The sequence below is a fragment of the Aquimarina amphilecti genome (assembly GCF_900109375.1).
Lineage (GTDB): Bacteria > Bacteroidota > Bacteroidia > Flavobacteriales > Flavobacteriaceae > Aquimarina > Aquimarina amphilecti.
Map to the genome: position 1 here is coordinate 128855 of NZ_FOAB01000003.1, position 19765 is coordinate 148619.

A 19765-nucleotide genomic window follows, 5' to 3' on the forward strand; every position below is an offset into this window, starting at 1 on the left:
TTAAATAGTATGAAACATTTAGTACAAAAACTTTTAAAAACACATCCAAATATTGGATTTAGCATTACACGATTGACACTTGGTTTAGTCATATTTCCGCATGGTGCACAAAAATTATTAGGCCTCTTTGGCGGTTATGGTTATACGGCAACAGTAGAATCATTTACAACTCAAATGGGATTGCCAAGCTTTATAGCATTCTCAATAATAATGATTGAATTTCTTGGCTCTATCTCACTAATTTTAGGCTTATTCAGCAGAGTTTGGGCATTATCACTTTCAGGAATGTTCATAGGTATCATTTATACTACACAGTTAGCGAATGGCTTTTTTATGAATTGGTTTGGTAATCAGAATGGCGAAGGCTACGAATATTCTCTTCTAGTTATCGGTCTTGCAGTATCCATAATAGTCAATGGTAGTGGAAAATGGTCATTAGATAAATTAATCTCAAAAAAATAATAATCATGAAAAAAATAATAACAATAGCAGGAAGCAATAGTCAAAAATCTATAAACAAAAGCTTACTATCCTACACCTCTAGTTTATTAGAAAACGTAGAAATTATCCCAATCGACTTAAACGATTATATTTCACCAATATATGGAGTCGATTATGAAACAGAAAATGCTATACCCACTGCAATTAAAAGGCTAGACGAATCATTTAACAAGGCGGATGGTTTTATAATATCTCTTGCCGAACATAATGGTTCCTATGCAGCGGTATTTAAAAATACAATAGACTGGCTGTCTCGGGTAAACATGAAAATATGGAGAGAGAAACCAATGCTTTTAATGGCGACTTCGCCTGGTGATAGAGGAGGCACAACAGTTTTGGAATCTGCAAAGACCTATTTCCCATACTTAGGAGCTAATGTAACTGCAGATTTTTCATTGCCAAATTTCTATGACAATTTTTTAGAAGATGGAATTTCTGATAATGGATTAAAAGAGGAATTGAATCAAAAAATACATCTTTTTGAACAGCAATTAAATAACCTGTTTCAATAGCAAAAAACTATTATCACCACCGACCGGTAACCATCTCACAAGTCCATTTTTAAGTTGTTGATTTTTCAGCATCAATTCGTTCTTTGAAATTATGAAAATTACTTGCTTTGATTAAAAACTTAGTTTTGCAACAGATTCACAGTATATAATAAATTGTTAGTTACGTAAGTGAATTCTTAGGATTTAATTATCTTTAATCCCCTGTTAGTATAAGACATTAAAAAGTTCTAAGTGTCAGTTTAGTAAGAAAAATGAAATACTTTTCTATAAGTCTATATCTCAAGATGATTAATTGTGCCATTGCAGAAGGCATGTATAGAGATGATTTTATAGATTTACCTACTTCTATAGATGAAGCAAAACATGAACAGGTTGTTGCTGCTGAAGAATTTCTAGATTTGCACGAGCTACTAGATGATAAACTTGGGCCAGGATTCGGGGTTCGGGTAGGCCAGCAAATGATTATTGAGGATTATGGTGTATTAGGACTATCATGGCGTACTTGTTCTAAAGTAGGAGAAATCTTTGAACGTAGTGATCGTTATTTTAAACTTCTCTCGAATACATTTGTATGGAAAATTAAAGAAGAAGGAAACATTTCTAATGTCATACTTAATAGAGAAGCACATCGCAGAGGTATGGAATTATCTACAGAAGCTAGCTTATCTGCTACAGTAGTGGTACTGCAAGCCATGTCGGAAAAAGATATCTCTCCGATCCAGGTTAGTTTTAAACACAGCCCGCCCCAAGACTTAACTAGCCATAATGCTGCTTTTAAATGTCCTATACTCTTTAATCAGCCTACTTATTCTATAAGTTATAAAACGTCTGATTTAAACTTAAGAACTGCAAAGGCAGATGCCAGTATAAACAGTTACTTACTAAAACAGGTAGATGAAAACACTAAAGGTATCAAAATACCCGGTAATAAATTTGTACGCGATGTAGAATCTCTTATTAAAGATGGACTTCCAACGGGTATCCCTGCAATTCAAAATATCAGTGAACTACTAGCTATGAGTAACAGAACACTTACCAGAAGACTTTCTGAGGCAAATGTTACTTATAGGGATTTAGTTAAAGGAACTCAAGAAAAAATCGCAAAAGACATGCTACGCGATAACAATCAAAGTATTGGCGATATAGCCTTTTTAACAGGTTTCTCTGAACAAAGTGCTTTTAATCGCGCTTTTAAAAAATGGACTAACCAAACCCCTTCAGAATTTAGAAACAATAACTAAAAATTCCTTTTTGGCGTAAAATGTCAAAAGGTTGTCTTTAAGTGTCAAAAAACTCATTTGATCACTTCGCACCTTTGTATCATCAAATTAACAACTCTATATAATGATGATAACAATTGTAAAATTAATAATAGGAATTTTTACAGCACTAGCTATTAATTCGAAAAACACTTACGAATCGATTAAAGAGAATACGGAATCTACTTCGGTATACACTTTAAATTATGTAGTAAAAGATTCTAAAGCTGAAGCATTTAAAATCTTAGAAAACAAATGTAATGTTTGCCATTACAAACGAAACAAAAGACGTGTATTCACATTGGAAAACATGAATCCTTGGGCTAATGATATCTACAAACAAGTCTTCATAAAAAAAAGAATGCCTAAGGGTAAAAAAATAAAACTCAATTCTAAGGAATATCAAGAATTATTAACGTGGATAACTTCCACTAAAACGTAAAGCAATGGAATTTAAACTAAAATTTATCGTATTAATGCTCAGTTTACTATTTACTGGTCTTACAGCTGGTTTATGTTTTACGTGGTCTAATGCTGTTACGCCTGGCATTGGTCGACTAGACAACTTAACCTTCTTAAGATCCTTTCAATCAATGAATAGAGCAATTATAAATGCCCCTTTTATAATAGTCTTTTTTGGTCCTGTCATATTACTCTTTGCAAATACCTATTTATTTAAAGATAACAGTATATGTTTCTGGCTATTCCTTGCGGCCGCAGTACTATTTTTTATTGGAATCGGTCTAGTAACCATTTTTGGAAACGTTCCATTAAATGAGGTTTTAGATAGCTCTAATCTAGAAACACTTTCAAAAATTGAATTGCACGAGCTTCGAAACAAGTTTGAACAACCTTGGAATCGTTGGCATACTATAAGAACAGTATCATCATTTAGCGCTTTTACACTTTTAATCATAGGCATGCTTTACATAAAATAAGACAAGGCATTAGTTTCCAAAAAATCAATCAAAAAACGAACAATCATGAAACAATTAAGAGCCATAAGCATTGGGATTATTATCTGGATTATTGGAGTAAGTATTTACACAATTTCATTCTACATACCGATTCTAGAAGACCCAGAATTTCAGGCAAATATTTTATTGTCCTTAGGAATTCTACCTGTAGTGTGGTTAGGAGCAAAACTATATTACAGAAAAAAAAGTACTATAAAAGGATACTGGTTAGGGGTAATTTTCTTTTTAACCGCCACCATTTTAGATGCTTTAATTACGGTTCCTTATTTAATAGTTCCAAATGGAGGATCGTATTATAACTTCTTTGCTGCCGCTGGTTTTTGGCTCATTGGAATAGAGTTTATTGCAATGAGTACCACGTATTGGTATACTAAAGTTTTTAGTAAAACAAATACTGCAAATTGCATATAAAAGTAAAATCAAAAGAAATTAAATAATTAAAACACAATTAATATCAATTTAAAACGAATAGAAATGAAATCAGAAAACATTTTAGTTATCGGAGGAACTGGAAAAACTGGTCGCCGAGTTGCAGAAAATTTAACACAATTAGGTCATAATGTACGCGTTGTTGGGCGAAAAACAAACCCGGTGTTTGATTGGGAAAACACAGATACCTATGACGCGGCTTTAAAAAATATGGATAGAGCCTATATTGTGTATTATCCAGATTTGGCAGTACCTGGCTCTAGAGATGCTATCAGTACACTTACCAAAAAAGCTTTAGAGGCTGGTTTAGAAAAAGTAGTATTACTTTCTGGTAAAGGCGAAACTGAAGCCGAAGCCTGCGAAGAAATCGTAGCAAACTCTGGTTTAAACTACACTTTGGTTAGAGCATCGTGGTTCAATCAAAATTTTAGTGAAGGTGCTTTCTTAGAATTTGTACTCAATGGTACTGTTGCATTACCAATGCCAGATGCAGAAATTCCATTTGTAGATGTCAATGATATAGCAGATGTAGTTTCTAAAGTCATCGTAGATGATAGCTATAACGGACAAACCATAACTGTAACAGGTCCTCAAAAAAGAACTTTTAAGGAGGTGGTTGAAATAATGGCTGAAGCTACTAACAAGCATATTCAATTTGTACCAATTTCTATTGAAGAATTTAAGGAAGGTATGAAAAAAGCAGGATTACCTGATTCTTATGTATGGTTGTTCGGTTATTTATTCCAAGAAGTATTAGGAAATCCAGAAAACCAAGAAGTTTCTGATGATGTAGCCAAAGTTTTGGGCAAACCAGCCATAGATTTTGAAACATTTGCTAAGCAAACTGCTGCCACTGGTATTTGGAACCAAAATGTCACCGAAACAGTATAATATCGATTAATAAATAATAAAAACAATCACACAATAGGACTTTTACGGCAATTAATAATTCAATTAACAATTAAAATATAGGTCCTGTTGTTAATTACAAAAAATAATAGTTATGAACGTAACAAAAACAATGGTTTTAGAACCTAAGACAATTGAGAATGCTGATACAATTTCAAGTCAAATTTTACAAACAACACAAAAGAAGTTAGGGTTAATTCCTAATATGTATTTAGGAATGGCAAATAATACTGCTTTACTTGACGGTTACGCATATGCATATAACTCATTCAGAGCTAATTCTGGATTTAGTCCACAAGAGCAAGAAGTCATATTTCTATCCATAGCCTATGAAAATGAATGTGATTACTGTATGGCTGCTCATAGTTTTGTTGGTGATAATATGACTAAAGTTCCTACTGAGGTGACTAATGCAATAAGAAATAACACAGAAATAACACACAAAAAGTTTAAAGCCCTTAGTCTATTTTCGAGAGCTGTAACCTTAAAAAGAGGGATGCCATCTGAAACAGATATTAATGACTTCATAAATGCAGGATATACTGAAAACCATATTTTAGGGGTAATCGCTGGTGTAGGCATTAAAACAATGAGTAATTATTTCAATCACATTTTTAAAACACCCGTTGATGCTGCTTTTAAAAGTAGAATCTGGAAAAAGTAGAACTAAAAAAAATAAAACATGAAAAGATACATAACCTCTCTATTTGCATTCTTATTATTTATAAATACGAATGCACAAAATATTACCGATACTTGGTCCGGAAAAGTACATATTAGCGCCGAAAAAACTTTAGATTTTAACTTTCGAATTACAAAGGATGGTAAAAATTATATGACAATTATTGATATCCCTACAAACAGAGTAACTGGCTTAAAACCAAAGACTACAACTTTTAACAATAATACTCTTTTAGTAGATGGGACTAACTTAGGTATCAAGTATGAAGGTGTTTTTGACACAAATACTCAAAAAATCAAAGGAAATTTTTCGGAAGGTGGAAATACAATTCCATTGATTTTGGAGAGATCAAAAGATAAGCCTAAAGCAATTGCTAGAAGATCTCAAGAGCCAACAAAACCATATCCTTACCATGAACAAGAAGTACATTTTACAAGCAAGACGGCCAATGTAACATTAGCGGGAACATTTACAAGCCCAAAAACTAATGAAAAACACCCAGTTGTTATACTAATTACCGGTAGCGGACCACAAGACAGAGATCAAACATTTGTAGGACACAAGACATTCCTAGTATTAGCAGATTATTTAACTAGACAAGGTATCGCAGTGTTAAGATATGATGATAGAGGTACCAGTGCATCAACAGGAATTTTTAGCACAGCGACCACAGAAGATTTTGCAAATGATGTGGTTGCTGCAATTAATTATTTAAAAACGCGTAATGATATTGACACCAAAAATATTGGACTAATTGGTCATAGTGAAGGTGGCATTATAGCACCCTTAGCAGCTAATAAAACTAAAAATGATATTGCTTTTATAATTTCATTGGCAGGAACTGGAATTATAGGAAGTGATTTAGTATATAATCAAGTGATTAGTATGAGGGCATTTCCTGTCCCTGATGAAGAAGCCTTTAATAAAACAATGAGAAAGGCAATTGATATTGCAAGTTCTTCTAAAAAATTGTCTGAAGTTAAGTCAGAATTAAAGTTACTCTATACAAATGAAGTTGCACCAATTTTAAAACCTATGTTAGGTTCTGACAAGAAGACAGAGCAAGTTCTAAATGGATTGGTAGAGGCAAGAACAACACCTTGGATACGATATTTTTATAACTATAATCCTGCTGATGAATATGCTAAAATTAAAATACCAGTATTATCATTAAATGGAACAAAAGACACACAAGTACCTGCTAAAATCCATCAAGAAGGTATTAGAAAAGCATTAGAAAAGGCAAAAAATAAAAAGTTCGAAATAATTGAACTAGAAGGTCTAAACCATCTTTTTCAAGAAGCAGATACTGGCAAAATGGATGAATACAGTAAAATTGACCAGACGTTTTCACCACAAGCACTACAAATTATTTCTGATTGGGTTTTAAATCAGGTAAAGTGATTTTTGAAATCAAATGTTTAACAATTAAAAAAAGTAATATGAAAAAGAAATTGACATTAGGATTACTATTTGGAGCTGGAATTGGACTTTTAGCGGGAATCTTAACTGATAATATTGCGATTGGATTAGCCTTTGGAGCTGGCGTAGGTTTGGTTTTTGGAACCGTTATTAAAAAATAACAATGAAAAGATTTCTTAAATACATCTCGCTATCAGTTGTTTTGATCCTCATATGGACAGCAGTGATTTTTTTAGGTATAGACAAAGGTTGGTGGCATACACCATTCACTGAACAAAAAGAGTCTACAAAGTTTATCAAATCAGTTCAAAAAGAACTCAAAAAAGAATTTGTAGGTAGTATGGCGATGGTGATATTTAAAAATGGAGCACCAGTAATAGAATCTTTTCATTCAAAGAATACTTCAGTTGATCGAAATACCGTGTTTCAAGTAGCTTCTCTTTCGAAATTTGTCTCAGCTATTGGCGTTATGCGATTAGTTCAAGAAGGAAAATTAGAATTGGATGTTCCCGTATCTAACTACCTTAAGCGTTGGCAATTACCACCTAGTTCCTTTGATAACAATAAAGTTACGGTGAGGAGGCTTCTTAGTCATACAGCAGGATTGACCGATGGACTTGGGTATTCGGGTTTTGAAAAATTAAAAGATGTGCAGTCTTTAGAATCTTCACTTACCAAAGCAAAAGACGCTGACTTAGGTAAAAATGGCAGCACACAAGTAGGCATTTTACCAGGAAGAGAATGGCGATACTCTGGAGGCGGATTTACATTACTTCAACTCATCGTAGAGGAAGTAAGTGGACAGTCTTTTGATCAGTATATGAGAACAGAAATTTTTGCTCCCTTGAGAATGCAATCGTCTTTCTATCAATGGGATGAAAAGTTTCGAAACAAACTGTGTAATTTTTACAACGCAGACGGTTCTAAAGCACCACACTTTTATTACACTTCTCTAGCTGCAACATCGCTGTATACAACTTTAAACGATTTAGAAAAGCTTTTCACTCTTTTTGATGAAGAACAGAGCACTCTAAAACCGTTGCTACCAAAATACCAAAGAATGATGTGGCAAGTTGAGGCGAGTAAACTTGGCGCTCCTATATATGGTCTCGGCACCTTTCTTTTCGCAGAAGTTGACAAGGGACAATTTGTAATAGGACACGACGGCCAAAGCAATCCACCCATTAATACTGCTTTTCGATATAACCCAACAAATAGGGATGGTATTATCGTGTTGACCACAGGCAGCTCTGATTTTGCTACTCGAATCGCAAGTGATTGGGTATTCATAAATACAGGAAAAGTAGATACCTTGCTTTTTGCGATGCAACAAAGTAACATGACCCAGCTTGTGATCATAGGAAGTATACTAATAATACTGCTAATTATAACTTACATTCGTTTCAAGAATTTAGTAGCAAATATTATAACCCAGAACTAAATGCATATTATACGTTCACGGTGAAAGAAAATACATTGATAGCGCAGCACGTATGACTAGGCGAATTCAAAATGAAAGCTATTAAAAATGATTATTTCCTTGGTAGCAAAGGATCGTTTATAAATGCAAAAAATCCAGCTAAAGAAATATAGCATTTTTTTGATACGTTATCTAAGCAATATGGATTTGATATCATTCCTAATGAAGATTCTTTTTATTTTATTGGAAATATATTAGGCGTAGCACGTCGGTTAAAAAGCAGTAAACGCTATGCTGAATTGGTAGCGCTTTTAGAGTTAGCTGTACGTTATTATCCTAACTCTTCAATGATACACAAAAAACTCTCAGAAGCCTATAAAAGTGCTAATTATCTTGAAAAGGCAGGGCTTTCTGATAAAAAATCAAGAATACTCTCCAATGCAGCACGAATAAAAAATCACATAAAGATTCTTTAAACGCAATACTAGATTAATATTACAAGCTAAATCTTAAAGTTTTTCAATCGGGCTCTTCTATAAAAAACATAGATACTATATTCCATCTTTTTACAGATAGCTTTACATATATTCATCCAAAATACGGAGGAATCTATATTCGGAATGATTTATATAATGGTTATGTGAGGAATCAACAAAAAGGAGAATATAATGGTGAAATTACAGATATTCGAATTCTAAATAAAATTGTTGGCCTGAATGCCTTAATGGTTAAAAGAATCTACTTAGAGAAGCATGGTGATACAATTAAAGAAGGTGAATCGCGAATGACACTTTTTGAGTTAAAAAAAGGAAAAATATCTAAAATCTTTGAATATTGGTAGTTGAATAAAAAACTGTACTAAACTATGTAGATAAAGCATAATAATAAGAAAAATAAATATATAACATTAGATTTAGTTTTCTAAAATAGAAATGAAATTTGCATTGGAATATTGACAAATAGTATTGCAATCGGTTTGTCCTTAGGAGCTGGGTTAGTTCTTGGAATTTCTTTTAGAACTAGCGTTAAAGAAATGAATGAGAAATAGAAAAAATGTATAGTCTCTCTTAAATTATGGACAACAATGTCCATAATTAATAACGGTTTGAGTAATTACTTAAACCATTATTTTATTAAATAAAGTATATTGTGATATAGAAAGTAGTTGCAATAATTCTGCTACTACTCATATATAAAATCGTTAATAATAATTTAAGAGAGACTGAAAGAAAAAATTTATCATATAATCACAGAAGACAATTTGTCCATAGCTGTCTGGAAAATGGAACCGGAAAAAATATCGGACAAACATATCTTTTTAACACATGGTACATTTTCTAATAAAAAGATATGCGATGGAATTGCAAAATATATGACCGAAAAAGGATTTACCTGCTGGATAATGGAATGGAGAAATCATGGGGAAAGTAACAAAAGTAATCACAATTTCAATTTTGAAACTATTGCAAACTATGATCTCAAATCAACATTTAATTTCCTCTTCACTAACCAAAATATAGGAAACATTGATTGTTTAGCTCATAGTGGTGGTGGAATTGCATTAACTATCCTATTAATTAACAACCCTTACTATCGCTCAAAAATTAACAGCATTACTCTATTCGGAGTACAAGCTTTTGGAGCAGGAACCGAATTTAATAATCGAATGAAGATATTGGCGGGTAAAAAATTGTCTGCATTGTTAGGAATTGTACCAGCCAAAACAGCAGGTTCAACGGAACATAGCGAGAATTATTACACTATGAAACAGTGGTTTAATTGGAATTTAAGACAAAACTTTATTGGAGACAATGGATTTGACTACTTGAATAAAATGAACGAAATAAGAGTTCCTATATTATCCATTTGTGCGAAAGGTGATAGTTTTATAGCTCCAAAAATTGGTTGCGAAAAATTTCTAAATGCATTTCATAACAATTCTAATAAATTACTTTTCGTTTCAAAGGAAAACGGGAATTTGGAAGATTATAATCATAGTCGAATTTTAAAATCCCAAAACGCAAGAAAGGAATTATGGCCAATAGTAGCAAAATGGATAATGGATAGAAAAACTATTACCAACCATGTGTATAAAACATAACATACAAAAAGATAAAAAAATTGAATACTAAAACTGATGACAAATGGATTAATGTAAGTAAAACAAGACCTTTTCGTGATTTAGATATTATTACTTTCGAAAATGATAGGATTACGTATTCAGTTCTGGAAAACGTTGAAAATCAAATAAACTTAAAAGAAAAAGAAGTTGAAAATTCTTCAAAAAAAATAGCTGATCTAAACTTTGAATTCATAGATTCTGACCGAATACGATTTTATCTAAAAGGAAAAATAATTACTATGTTTAATAAAACAGAATCTAAAACCGAAGGCACTATATTTGAACAGGATTATGTTAGATTAACTCCAACAGTGTCAAAAATATCGGAAAGTAGAATTCAACTTTTAAAATATAATTTTAAATGGAATAATGAACAGGAAATTATAGAATTCAATAAAATTTTAGATCAACCTAAAATGATTAAAACTCTCAGTAAAATGAGATATTCAGGACGAAAAATTTTATTAGAAAAAATAGATCATACTTTATTAATTTCTTCATTTTATAATAATCGAAAAGGATTGGTGTTGCTTATTAAAGAAATTGATGAAACGAAAGCTGTTTTATATGGACTCCCACAAGAACCTTTTGAAATAGTAGTTAAAAGAATTGATTAAAAACACGTACTAAAAAGAGATGGAAGCTATTATTACAGTTGTTGGTTTTTTAGGAGCAGGAAAAACAACATTATTAAAATACTTGATGACCAACTATATTAATAAAGGTTGGAATCCTTTTATTATTCTTAATGATTATGAAAATGCAAATCTTGATGCCCAACAATTTATAGATCAAATAGAACCAAAACAAATCAGAGCCCTCAGTGGTAGTTGTATATGTTGTAGTGGTATAAATGAACTTAGAGATCAAGTTAATAGAATCCCTGAGCGAACCAATGGAATTACACTTATTGAAGCCAATGGTACTTCTGATGCTTGTTCACTGATGAGTTTTCTTGGTGTTGGTCTAAACGATCGTTTTCTGCCACCAATTCAAATTTCAGTTGTGGATCTTAAAAATTGGCAAAAAAGAGGCGAACATAATGAACTTGAAGCAAACCAGATTCAGGTGTCTTCTCTGATTGTATTAACTCATACTGAAAATATACCATCCAACAGACTAACTTTAGTAATTAAAGAACTAAATAAACTCAATCCATTAGCAGAAACTATGCGCATGGAAGAGATTGATATCTATCTTATTCCTAAACTATCTCCATCTAAAAATAAGGCTCAAAAGTTTGAACACCTTAAATCGCATTGGTCTTCTTGCTCTGTTGATTTACCAAAATTACCCAATTCAAATTGCATTTATGACATTTGTAGTACGCTACCTAAGACCATTTTACGTGTAAAAGGCTGCACTCGAATCGGAAATGAAGAAGAATACACTTATTTTGAACGAACTCCGGACGGAAAAGTATCTATTAGGCCATTTAATGGATTGCCAATAACAGGGGCCAAACTCTTAACTATAGGTCCTGGAAGTGACCCTAAACTACTAGAAAAAGCAATCAAAAACAGTTTGTTACAACAAGATAAAGTTCGTAATTAAACTAGTCTAAACACACCACAATAAAGTATAATCTCCATCTAAAAATCATTGGTAAGATTCTAAATACCAACTGTAACAATACTAAAACATATACATCATTACTAGACAACTCGACAAACTCAGATCTTTATTTATATCATGACATTAGAGTTAAAATGAAAAATGTAACTAGAAAATGAAAAGAATAATAGCACTAACAATCCTTACTCTGATTTTCTTCAATTTAAAAGCTCAAAGTAATAAACAGGTTTTGAATTTTGAATTTGAAGGGATAAAGTTGAACGGAGTATTGAATCTTCCAAAAGACCAAAAACCCAAAGGAATTGTGCTCATAATTCATGGATCAGGAAAAACAAATGCTGTAGCGCAGGAATGGTACTCAGATATAAGAGAGACCATCGTAAAAGCAGGTTTTGCTACATATATGTGGGATAAAATGGGGTGCGGAAAAAGTGGTGGTGCTTTCAATTATAATCAATCAGTTCAGAATAGTGCATCTGAGGTAATAGCTGCGATCAATACTTTGAAAGAAAAACAAATATCAGAATCAAATCATATTGGTCTATATGGAGTTAGTAGAGCCGGTTGGATAAACCCAATTGTGATAAACCAATATAAAGATATTTCATTTTGGATTTCGGTCAGTGGTGTTGATGATAAAGAAAACTTCGGTTATCTTCTAGAAGAAAATTTAAGAATTGAAGAGTTGCCTAAAGGTTCAATTAACTTAATTGTAGATCAATGGTTAAAAGGAATAAAAATTGCTCACTCAGGTGAAAGTTTCGAAGCTTATATGAATGCTACTAAAGATCTTCAAAACAATACGTTTTGGTTACGATTTGTTAAGGAAAATATGGGTGAGATGAATAAGAAAACATACACTAGTTTTCAAACACCTCTTATGAAACAAACCCTTGATAAAGAAACTGGCTTACCGGTTTACATAGAGGATTTTAACCAGATCTTATCAAATGTGAAAATTCCTGTTTTGGCGTTGTTTGGAGAAACAGATATGAACGTAGACTGGAAGAAAACTAAACTATTATACGAAAAAACAGTAGGTCAAAATAAAAATTTGAGAACAAAAACGTTTTCAAATTGTAATCATAATATATTCGAATGCAAGACTGGAGGTTTTTACGAATTTCAAGATCACAAATTACCTTACAAAAGATGCGATGGTTTTCTAAATACTATTGAATATTGGTTAAATAACAAATATGATTAATTGAATTAGAATTTCTTATTCTTAAAACTCATACACATTAATTATATTAGCCAGCATAGGATGTTTCTCAAAAACTATCTTTTAATGAATCATTGTTAAACCATTAGTCAACCTATGAATAAAACTATATGAAGATTATAAAAAAGGTACTTAAATGGTTTTTATTTTTTTTATTAATTCCAATAACATACATAATTACTTCCCTTATTTTAACTACAATAACAATTGATCGAAAAACAGATACTAACAGCTTAGATAAATCAATTTATTTAAGTACTAATGGAGTTCATTTAGATATCATTATACCAAAAAAAGATATAGATAGTTTAGTGCTATTTGGAATAAAGCATAATGAAAATGAAAATTATTTATCATTCGGTTGGGGAGATGAAAATTTTTATATTAACACACCAACTTGGGGTGATTTAACCTTTACCAATGCATTTAAAGCCATGTTTTTACAGAGTGCAACGTTAATGCATGTAACTCGATATCAACGAAAACGCACAGATTGGGTGGAAATAAAAGTAAATGAGTTGGAATTACAAAAATTAAATACTTACTTACTACATACTTTTGAGAGTAATGAAAATGGGATGAAAATTATACTCAAAAACAAAGGTTATTCTTCTATGGATGATTTCTACAAGTCTAATGGAAGTTACTCTTGTTTTAAAACTTGCAATAGTTGGGTAAATATAGGATTTAAAGAAAGTGGATTAAAATCTTGTCTTTGGACACCTTTTGACTTTGGATTGTTGGATAAGTATCAATAAACACATCAGAAAAATTATTCTAAAAAGATTAAAACGTAGAACTTTTTAAACAAAAAGCTCAATTTTGCAACCGACATTTTACCAAGATTTATATATACAGATAGCTAAAGAGGAAGGTTATTTTTGGGCAGTAACTAAAGAAAAAACTTAAAAACTGTGAGATTTATATGCAACACTTCAAAACACTTTCATCGTTTTTAGATTATTTGGAGCTACCTCGTCCTGAACATCCAATGCTGAGTGTCTTGTTTGCGGCTGGAGAAAGTTTTCTTCCATGCCACAGAAAGAGTTCTCCACCTATTATAAATGATTGCTATTCCATTAGTTTAAAGAAAATTGTAAAAGGAGACTTAAACTATGGACGAACAAAATATGATTTTACCAATGGAGCATTAATTTTTGTTGCACCAAGACAAGTTTTGCAATGGGATAGTCGTGTAGTTTTTGAGCAAAAAGGATTTTCAGTAAACTTTCACGAAGATTTTATTAAAGGTACTGAAATAGCACAACAGATTAAGAAATTTGGTTTTTTTTCCTATTCAGTAAATGAGGCTTTACATCTTTCGCCAAAAGAAGAAATGTTGATAGAATCTATTGCAAAAAATATTGAAATCGAATATCAAAACAACCAAGATGAATTTAGTAAAGAAATTATCATTTCTCAATTAAGTACCCTTTTAAAATATGCGAATCGTTTTTATGAAAGACAGTTTTTAAATAGAAAAGAACTATCCAACAATTTATTGGAACAATTCCACAAACAAATTACATCATATTTTGAAACTGGAAAATTACAAGAAAGAGGTATTCCAAGCATAGAACAATTAGCAAATAAAATGTCGGTTTCACAACGCTATCTCAGTGATACACTTAAAAAAGAAACTGGCATAACCACAACCGAACATTTACAATTATACTTAATTGACGAAGCCAAGAATATTTTACTAAAACCCAATAAAAGTATATCTGAAGTAGCCTATGAATTGGGATTTGAATATCCACAATATTTTTCCAGATTATTCAAAAGAAAAGAAGGCATAAGCCCATCAGAATATAGAGAAAAGTATAAAATGAATTAAAAATATCATGAATGATCATATATGCAATTATACCAGTTAAATAAATAGTTACATGATCCGCTACTTTTTGAAATACAAGAATGTGTTGGAAATAATAGTTTACAATTATTGTGAGCTAAAAACAAAAAGCTCACGCCAATATGTAACAAACATCGCTTTTCATATACATATATAATAAACCATATAAATATGAATATGAATATGAATACTAAGGTTGCTAAAAAAAACACTAATCTACAATGGGGAATTTCATTTTTGATAATTTTCTGGTTTCTAATAACTTTCTATATTCATAATTCTTATCATTAATTTTTTAGTACGCTACTCTAATAGCAAAATAAAAGTTATAAGCTTCACATAATTTCACTTTAAAAACAGGAAAAATGATAAAGATTAATTGGAAAAAAGATTTTTTTTCGTCCAAATACGCGCTATTATCAAGTAATCAAAATATAGGAGAATTTAACCAGCATTCTTTTAGTAATTTTTCGATTGGAAAATTAAATGATACTAAACTGAAATTTAAAAAGAAGGTTTTTTTTAATTCGGAAATAGATATCATAGACTTAACATTAAACAAACCTATAGGAAGTATTAAATTCAATAGTTGGAGAGGAGGAACTATTATTTCTCTTAACGGAGACAGTTATAAATGGAATCATGATAATTTCTGGAATTCAAAATGGAGTATCTCTCAAAATCAAAAAAGATTAATTCATTACAAAAGCTCAACTAAAACGGGACTGATAGAATCTTCTGTCGATAATGAGTCCTTAATATTGTGTGGCCTCTTTGTTCATAATTATTACTTACTATCATTAATTATCCTCTCTGCTTTAGTCATAATAATTTCCACGAGCTAATAAAATAATTATTGAGAACTAAGCAATAAAGAATTTAGATTTTGCACTAATATTTATTTTATTTTTATGGTGTTCCGTAATATTTAAATTCTCAGTTTAGATAAAAAACAATAGTTTGCGAAAATTTATTTTTGAAAAAAGGAAGTATGGATTCGAATTGCTGATGGATTTACACAGGTTCGAAAATAATCCAAATGTGTTTTTTGATCCTAAACCACAAACGACCGATTTTTTTGAAATCATGATTTTTGAAAAAGCAAGCGGAAGTATTGAATTAAATGGACATCTTATAGAAATTGCAGATAATAGTTTTTTCTTTATCTCCCCTTTTCAAACTAAAAGCTGTAGGGTTTCTCTAAATAAACTAAAAGGATTTCATCTTGTATTTCAGAGTGATTTTTTATCAGATTTTTTTAATGACACTCTATTTACTTACCGATTACAATATTTTTACAACACACAATATCCTCAGTATTTATGTTTGAAAAATGAAGATTTTAATATCATTAAAATAGCTTTCAACGAAATTATCACTGAGATAAATAATTATCAAAACGATAGTACTCATATATTACGTTCTCTTTTGTATTTCTCATTATCTAAGTTAAATCGATTATATTCTAATTTCTACCATATATCTCCAGACACACAATCTAACACCATAATTTACACATTTAAGGCTTTACTAGAACAGAACATTAGAAATCTACATACGGTATCAGATTACTGTAATCTACTTAATGTTACAAGACATCAGCTAAATACGTTAGCAAAAGAACATACTAAACATACTACAAAGGAAATAATTAACAATAGACTCCTTTTAGAAATAAAAACAGAATTACGTTATTCTAATAAAACTATCGCTGAGATTTCGGATGCTTTGCACTTCAGTGAACCTAATAATTTGACTCGTTTTTTTAAAACAATTACAGGAACAAATCCAACAGCATACAGGAAAAATTACCAAAACGATAGATTTTGATTGTAAATTGATACGGAATTTAGAATAATTCAATCAGATATTTGCAAATAAAAAATCATGACAAAAATTTCTTCATCACTCATCTTATCTTTATGTTTTTTAGTCTCCTTCTCACAAACTTCTAAAACAAAAATTGAAATGATAGCCGCTAACTGGAATGTAACAGAAGAAGCTACTTTCGAAAAATTCGACAATAGAGAAACCCTTTTACTAAAAAGAGGTAGAATTACTGTAAAAAATCAGAAGTTTATAAACGGTTCTATTGAAGTTGATGTATATGCCAATACTGTAAGAAGTTTTGCAGGAATCACCTTTAGAAAGAATGATAATACTATGGAAGAAGTTTATATGAGACTGCACAAAACAAATCAAGCAGATGCGGTGCAATACACTCCAATTTTTAATAATGAATCTAACTGGCAGTTATACCGAGAACATCAAGCCAACGTATTATTCAAAAATAAAGGATGGAATGCACTTCGAATAGAAATAAATAATGACCAAGCAGAAGTTTTTGTGAACAATGAAAAAGTGATGACCATCTCTAATTTAAGAACCGATAATACATCAGGTGAAATTGGTTTGTTTGCTCTGTTCTCTAACAGATTTTCTAATTTTAGAATAACTCCGAAAGAATCTAGCAAAGAATCTGAAAAGGTTAGAGAAACACCAACGGATCTGAATATTATAAGACAATGGAAAATTACTGAGGCTAAATTATTCAATCGACAACGCCTTAATTTTAAAGATTTTTTAAAGGAAAAATACATCACTGTTACAACAGAAAAATCAGGTTTATTACCTATTTCTAAATACATTAAAAAAGCTTCCTCTGGGAATTTTGAACAAAATACCGAAGATTATACTATTGCATTCACAAATATTTCTTCGGAAAAAGAAGAAACAAAACTCTTTTCATTCGATTACAGTGATACAATACTAGTCTATTTAAATGGTAAAATTATTTTTGAGGGTAAAAATGGGTTTAGAACAAAAGGAGTCCAATATATGGGACACTTGGATATTAATACCAATACATTATACTTGCCGCTTAAAAAAGGAAACAATACAATTCATTGTGTAGTTATAGATAAAGCAAATGGTTGGGGGCTTATGGCGAAATTGCAATAAAATCAATTACTAATAGTAAATAAAAATCTAAAACCGAAAAAAATAAACACTCTAAAATCTTATAAAATATGTAGCAAATAAATATAGGTGTACCGTTTTGTATGAAAAACATCTACACCATATAAGGTAAATATGAAGTAAGATTGTATTTTTATGATTTTCATCGATCAAACAATCAAACAATGACTTATATAGAAACACCACATTGGAGTTTATCCAGTAAAATTTTTCTAAGATTTATATTTCTTTATCTTTTATTCTATATATATCCTTATGGGTTCGAATATATCAGAGAACTAGACACTTCTGATATTTCTTTTTGGCGTGGGATTACCGTTTGGTTCGGAGAAACCTTTCTTAATTGGGAGTTTGATAAACAAAATCTTCTCAATGGTTTTGATTCTAAATATGACTATAGTAGGTTTCTATTGATAGCTGTATTTTCTATTCTTGGCACTACAATTTGGATGCTAATAGATACTAAATTTAAGCTTGATTATAATCAAAAATTAAAAACTCTTACCAGGACTATTCTTAGATATCATATTGGATTAACACTTATAATCTATGGACTAGCAAAGGTTTTTATGCTCCAGTTTGGTGAAATGGACCTGGATCGATTAGAAAATACTATTGGTAATCAAAATGGTATGAGTTATCTATGGACATTTATGAGTTATTCTAAATTCTACACGATGACTACTGGTTGGGTAGAAGTAATAGGCGGTGTTCTTTTATTGTTTAGAAGATCTACCTTTATTGGTGCTTTTATTTTACTAATAGCTATGATTAATGTTGTTATTATCGACATTGGTTATGATGTAAGAGTAAAAATGTTTGCTATTCATCTTTTATTTATGACCGTTTTACTAATTAGTAATGACCTAAAAAGAATGGTCAACTTTTTTATACTTAATAAGCCTGCGAACTCAATTACTGAACAGCCATTATTTACTAACCAAAAAACAAAAAAAGTAGGTTATATTCTAAAAGCTTGTATATTACTATATTTTACAATTTCTAGTTATATCAACTTCTCGGATAGGATTCAATCTCAGACAGTATATAAGTATCCTAGTATGACAGGATTTCATGAAATAGAAATTCAAATAGTAAACGGTGATACTATACCAAAGTCTACTAATATTAGATGGAAGAATATCTCTATTAATGGTAGCTCTTATAGACCCGAAACTTTAAAAATAATTCAAGAAGACAAAAAACAACTTTACTTCCTATTTGAAGCAGATACAATAAAAAGAACAATTGATTTTCATGAATTTAACGATCCAGAAAAGAAAGCACACTCATTCACTTATGATCAATTGGACGATAACATATTCATTTTTAAAGGTTCTTATAAGGATGATACTTTTTGGATTAAAACTAAGGTTAAAACATTTAAAGATTATCGATTGACAAAAAGTGGAATGCGATGGATAACCGATCTTAAAGAATAAAAAACCTCAACATCTTGATAATATAAGTCCTTAATCCTCAGAATTAATAACTCTGAAGGAAAACTACATTATACCTTTACTTATATACTTGTATAATATATGTATACAATTTGATACAACAATCATATGTTATAAACACCTTCTCACATCCAATTTCAAAGAAAATATTAGCCAAAATTCTTTTATTTTTCCCAAAAAACATCTCAAAACCTCAGTATTTTCGTTAAAAAATGTTAAAATAGTACCTTTTTATACATAGTACTGTAACAAAAATGAAACATCTGCGTCTAGTAAGTATATAACAATTTAAAACAATATAAATTATGAGAACATTAGATAGTAATCAAATCACTAAAAAATCAAGTAAAACAAACGGAAATATCTGGAACGCTAAAAGACGTTATAGATAATCTACAACAATCAAAATATTCATCATTCAATCATCAAATCAATCAA

Annotated in this window: 23 protein-coding genes; all 23 read left to right on the forward strand. The window is 30.7% G+C overall.

Annotated elements, in window-relative coordinates:
• Positions 1–9: 9 nt before the first annotated feature.
• Complete coding sequence (locus tag BMY33_RS08260) at positions 10–462, forward strand: DoxX family protein (RefSeq protein ID WP_091407441.1); 453 nt, start codon at positions 10–12, stop codon at positions 460–462.
• Positions 463–467: 5 nt separating this feature from the next.
• Positions 468–1013 carry an NADPH-dependent FMN reductase gene (locus tag BMY33_RS08265; RefSeq protein ID WP_091407443.1) on the forward strand — a complete coding sequence of 182 codons (546 nt, stop codon included), beginning with the start codon at positions 468–470 and terminating at the stop codon, positions 1011–1013.
• A gap of 284 nt (positions 1014–1297) precedes the next feature.
• Positions 1298–2254 (forward strand): AraC family transcriptional regulator, encoded by a 957-nt coding sequence (locus tag BMY33_RS08270; RefSeq protein WP_170837040.1) that lies wholly within the window; start codon positions 1298–1300, stop codon positions 2252–2254.
• Positions 2255–2357: 103 nt separating this feature from the next.
• Positions 2358–2714 (forward strand): hypothetical protein, encoded by a 357-nt coding sequence (locus tag BMY33_RS08275; protein ID WP_091407447.1) that lies wholly within the window; start codon positions 2358–2360, stop codon positions 2712–2714.
• Between the two features lie 4 nt (positions 2715–2718).
• Complete coding sequence (locus BMY33_RS08280; RefSeq protein ID WP_091407448.1) at positions 2719–3210, forward strand: anthrone oxygenase family protein; 492 nt, start codon at positions 2719–2721, stop codon at positions 3208–3210.
• 45 nt (positions 3211–3255) lie between these two features.
• Positions 3256–3660 (forward strand): DUF5367 family protein, encoded by a 405-nt coding sequence (locus BMY33_RS08285; RefSeq protein ID WP_091407450.1) that lies wholly within the window; start codon positions 3256–3258, stop codon positions 3658–3660.
• Between the two features lie 63 nt (positions 3661–3723).
• Entirely contained in the window at positions 3724–4569 is an 846-nt protein-coding gene (locus BMY33_RS08290; RefSeq protein WP_091407452.1) for an NmrA family NAD(P)-binding protein, read from the forward strand.
• Between the two features lie 112 nt (positions 4570–4681).
• A complete protein-coding gene (locus tag BMY33_RS08295; RefSeq protein ID WP_244542997.1) occupies positions 4682–5251 on the forward strand; it encodes a carboxymuconolactone decarboxylase family protein in 570 nt (189 codons plus the stop codon).
• An 18-nt stretch (positions 5252–5269) separates the two neighbouring features.
• Complete coding sequence (locus BMY33_RS08300) at positions 5270–6673, forward strand: alpha/beta hydrolase family protein (RefSeq protein WP_091407454.1); 1404 nt, start codon at positions 5270–5272, stop codon at positions 6671–6673.
• A gap of 38 nt (positions 6674–6711) precedes the next feature.
• Positions 6712–6852: a hypothetical protein gene (locus tag BMY33_RS23440; RefSeq protein ID WP_170837036.1), complete on the forward strand. Its 141-nt coding sequence runs from the start codon at positions 6712–6714 to the stop codon at positions 6850–6852.
• A 41-nt stretch (positions 6853–6893) separates the two neighbouring features.
• Positions 6894–8132, forward strand: coding sequence for a serine hydrolase domain-containing protein (locus BMY33_RS08305; protein ID WP_244542998.1), 1239 nt, complete (start codon positions 6894–6896; stop codon positions 8130–8132).
• Positions 8133–8458: 326 nt separating this feature from the next.
• Positions 8459–8587: a hypothetical protein gene (locus tag BMY33_RS23895; RefSeq protein ID WP_280139529.1), complete on the forward strand. Its 129-nt coding sequence runs from the start codon at positions 8459–8461 to the stop codon at positions 8585–8587.
• Between the two features lie 164 nt (positions 8588–8751).
• Positions 8752–8952, forward strand: a complete 201-nt coding sequence (locus tag BMY33_RS23680; RefSeq protein WP_211482386.1) for a hypothetical protein — start codon at positions 8752–8754, stop codon at positions 8950–8952.
• A gap of 441 nt (positions 8953–9393) precedes the next feature.
• Positions 9394–10212, forward strand: a complete 819-nt coding sequence (locus BMY33_RS08315; RefSeq protein ID WP_091407457.1) for an alpha/beta fold hydrolase — start codon at positions 9394–9396, stop codon at positions 10210–10212.
• 20 nt (positions 10213–10232) lie between these two features.
• The gene (locus BMY33_RS08320; protein WP_091407459.1) at positions 10233–10850 is read left to right on the forward strand and encodes a hypothetical protein; all 618 of its coding nucleotides are present in this window, start codon (positions 10233–10235) and stop codon (positions 10848–10850) included.
• Positions 10851–10869: 19 nt separating this feature from the next.
• Positions 10870–11787, forward strand: a complete 918-nt coding sequence (locus tag BMY33_RS08325; protein WP_091407461.1) for a GTP-binding protein — start codon at positions 10870–10872, stop codon at positions 11785–11787.
• A 175-nt stretch (positions 11788–11962) separates the two neighbouring features.
• Positions 11963–13015 carry an alpha/beta hydrolase family protein gene (locus BMY33_RS08330; RefSeq protein WP_091407463.1) on the forward strand — a complete coding sequence of 351 codons (1053 nt, stop codon included), beginning with the start codon at positions 11963–11965 and terminating at the stop codon, positions 13013–13015.
• A 128-nt stretch (positions 13016–13143) separates the two neighbouring features.
• Complete coding sequence (locus tag BMY33_RS08335; RefSeq protein WP_091407465.1) at positions 13144–13791, forward strand: DUF2459 domain-containing protein; 648 nt, start codon at positions 13144–13146, stop codon at positions 13789–13791.
• 167 nt (positions 13792–13958) lie between these two features.
• Entirely contained in the window at positions 13959–14870 is a 912-nt protein-coding gene (locus tag BMY33_RS08340) for a helix-turn-helix domain-containing protein (RefSeq protein WP_091407466.1), read from the forward strand.
• Between the two features lie 383 nt (positions 14871–15253).
• A complete protein-coding gene (locus BMY33_RS08345; protein WP_091407468.1) occupies positions 15254–15733 on the forward strand; it encodes a hypothetical protein in 480 nt (159 codons plus the stop codon).
• Positions 15734–15848: 115 nt separating this feature from the next.
• Positions 15849–16718, forward strand: coding sequence for a helix-turn-helix domain-containing protein (locus BMY33_RS08350; RefSeq protein WP_244542999.1), 870 nt, complete (start codon positions 15849–15851; stop codon positions 16716–16718).
• A 57-nt stretch (positions 16719–16775) separates the two neighbouring features.
• The gene (locus BMY33_RS08355) at positions 16776–17849 is read left to right on the forward strand and encodes a 3-keto-alpha-glucoside-1,2-lyase-like domain-containing protein (RefSeq protein WP_091407471.1); all 1074 of its coding nucleotides are present in this window, start codon (positions 16776–16778) and stop codon (positions 17847–17849) included.
• 182 nt (positions 17850–18031) lie between these two features.
• Positions 18032–19309, forward strand: coding sequence for a DoxX family protein (locus tag BMY33_RS08360; RefSeq protein WP_091407473.1), 1278 nt, complete (start codon positions 18032–18034; stop codon positions 19307–19309).
• The last annotated feature ends 456 nt before the right edge of the window (positions 19310–19765 follow it).

Coding starts and splice junctions, on each gene's coding strand:
- BMY33_RS08330 (WP_091407463.1), top strand. CDS start 11,963: ATGAAAAGAATAATAGCACTAACAATCCTTACTCTGATTTTCTTCAAT.
- BMY33_RS08355 (WP_091407471.1), top strand. CDS start 16,776: ATGACAAAAATTTCTTCATCACTCATCTTATCTTTATGTTTTTTAGTC.
- BMY33_RS23440 (WP_170837036.1), top strand. CDS start 6,712: ATGAAAAAGAAATTGACATTAGGATTACTATTTGGAGCTGGAATTGGA.
- BMY33_RS08345 (WP_091407468.1), top strand. CDS start 15,254: ATGATAAAGATTAATTGGAAAAAAGATTTTTTTTCGTCCAAATACGCG.
- BMY33_RS08280 (WP_091407448.1), top strand. CDS start 2,719: ATGGAATTTAAACTAAAATTTATCGTATTAATGCTCAGTTTACTATTT.
- BMY33_RS08315 (WP_091407457.1), top strand. CDS start 9,394: ATGGAACCGGAAAAAATATCGGACAAACATATCTTTTTAACACATGGT.
- BMY33_RS08295 (WP_244542997.1), top strand. CDS start 4,682: ATGAACGTAACAAAAACAATGGTTTTAGAACCTAAGACAATTGAGAAT.
- BMY33_RS08290 (WP_091407452.1), top strand. CDS start 3,724: ATGAAATCAGAAAACATTTTAGTTATCGGAGGAACTGGAAAAACTGGT.
- BMY33_RS08360 (WP_091407473.1), top strand. CDS start 18,032: ATGACTTATATAGAAACACCACATTGGAGTTTATCCAGTAAAATTTTT.
- BMY33_RS08270 (WP_170837040.1), top strand. CDS start 1,298: ATGATTAATTGTGCCATTGCAGAAGGCATGTATAGAGATGATTTTATA.
- BMY33_RS23895 (WP_280139529.1), top strand. CDS start 8,459: ATGATACACAAAAAACTCTCAGAAGCCTATAAAAGTGCTAATTATCTT.
- BMY33_RS08275 (WP_091407447.1), top strand. CDS start 2,358: ATGATGATAACAATTGTAAAATTAATAATAGGAATTTTTACAGCACTA.
- BMY33_RS08325 (WP_091407461.1), top strand. CDS start 10,870: ATGGAAGCTATTATTACAGTTGTTGGTTTTTTAGGAGCAGGAAAAACA.
- BMY33_RS08335 (WP_091407465.1), top strand. CDS start 13,144: ATGAAGATTATAAAAAAGGTACTTAAATGGTTTTTATTTTTTTTATTA.
- BMY33_RS08265 (WP_091407443.1), top strand. CDS start 468: ATGAAAAAAATAATAACAATAGCAGGAAGCAATAGTCAAAAATCTATA.
- BMY33_RS08285 (WP_091407450.1), top strand. CDS start 3,256: ATGAAACAATTAAGAGCCATAAGCATTGGGATTATTATCTGGATTATT.
- BMY33_RS08300 (WP_091407454.1), top strand. CDS start 5,270: ATGAAAAGATACATAACCTCTCTATTTGCATTCTTATTATTTATAAAT.
- BMY33_RS08340 (WP_091407466.1), top strand. CDS start 13,959: ATGCAACACTTCAAAACACTTTCATCGTTTTTAGATTATTTGGAGCTA.
- BMY33_RS08260 (WP_091407441.1), top strand. CDS start 10: ATGAAACATTTAGTACAAAAACTTTTAAAAACACATCCAAATATTGGA.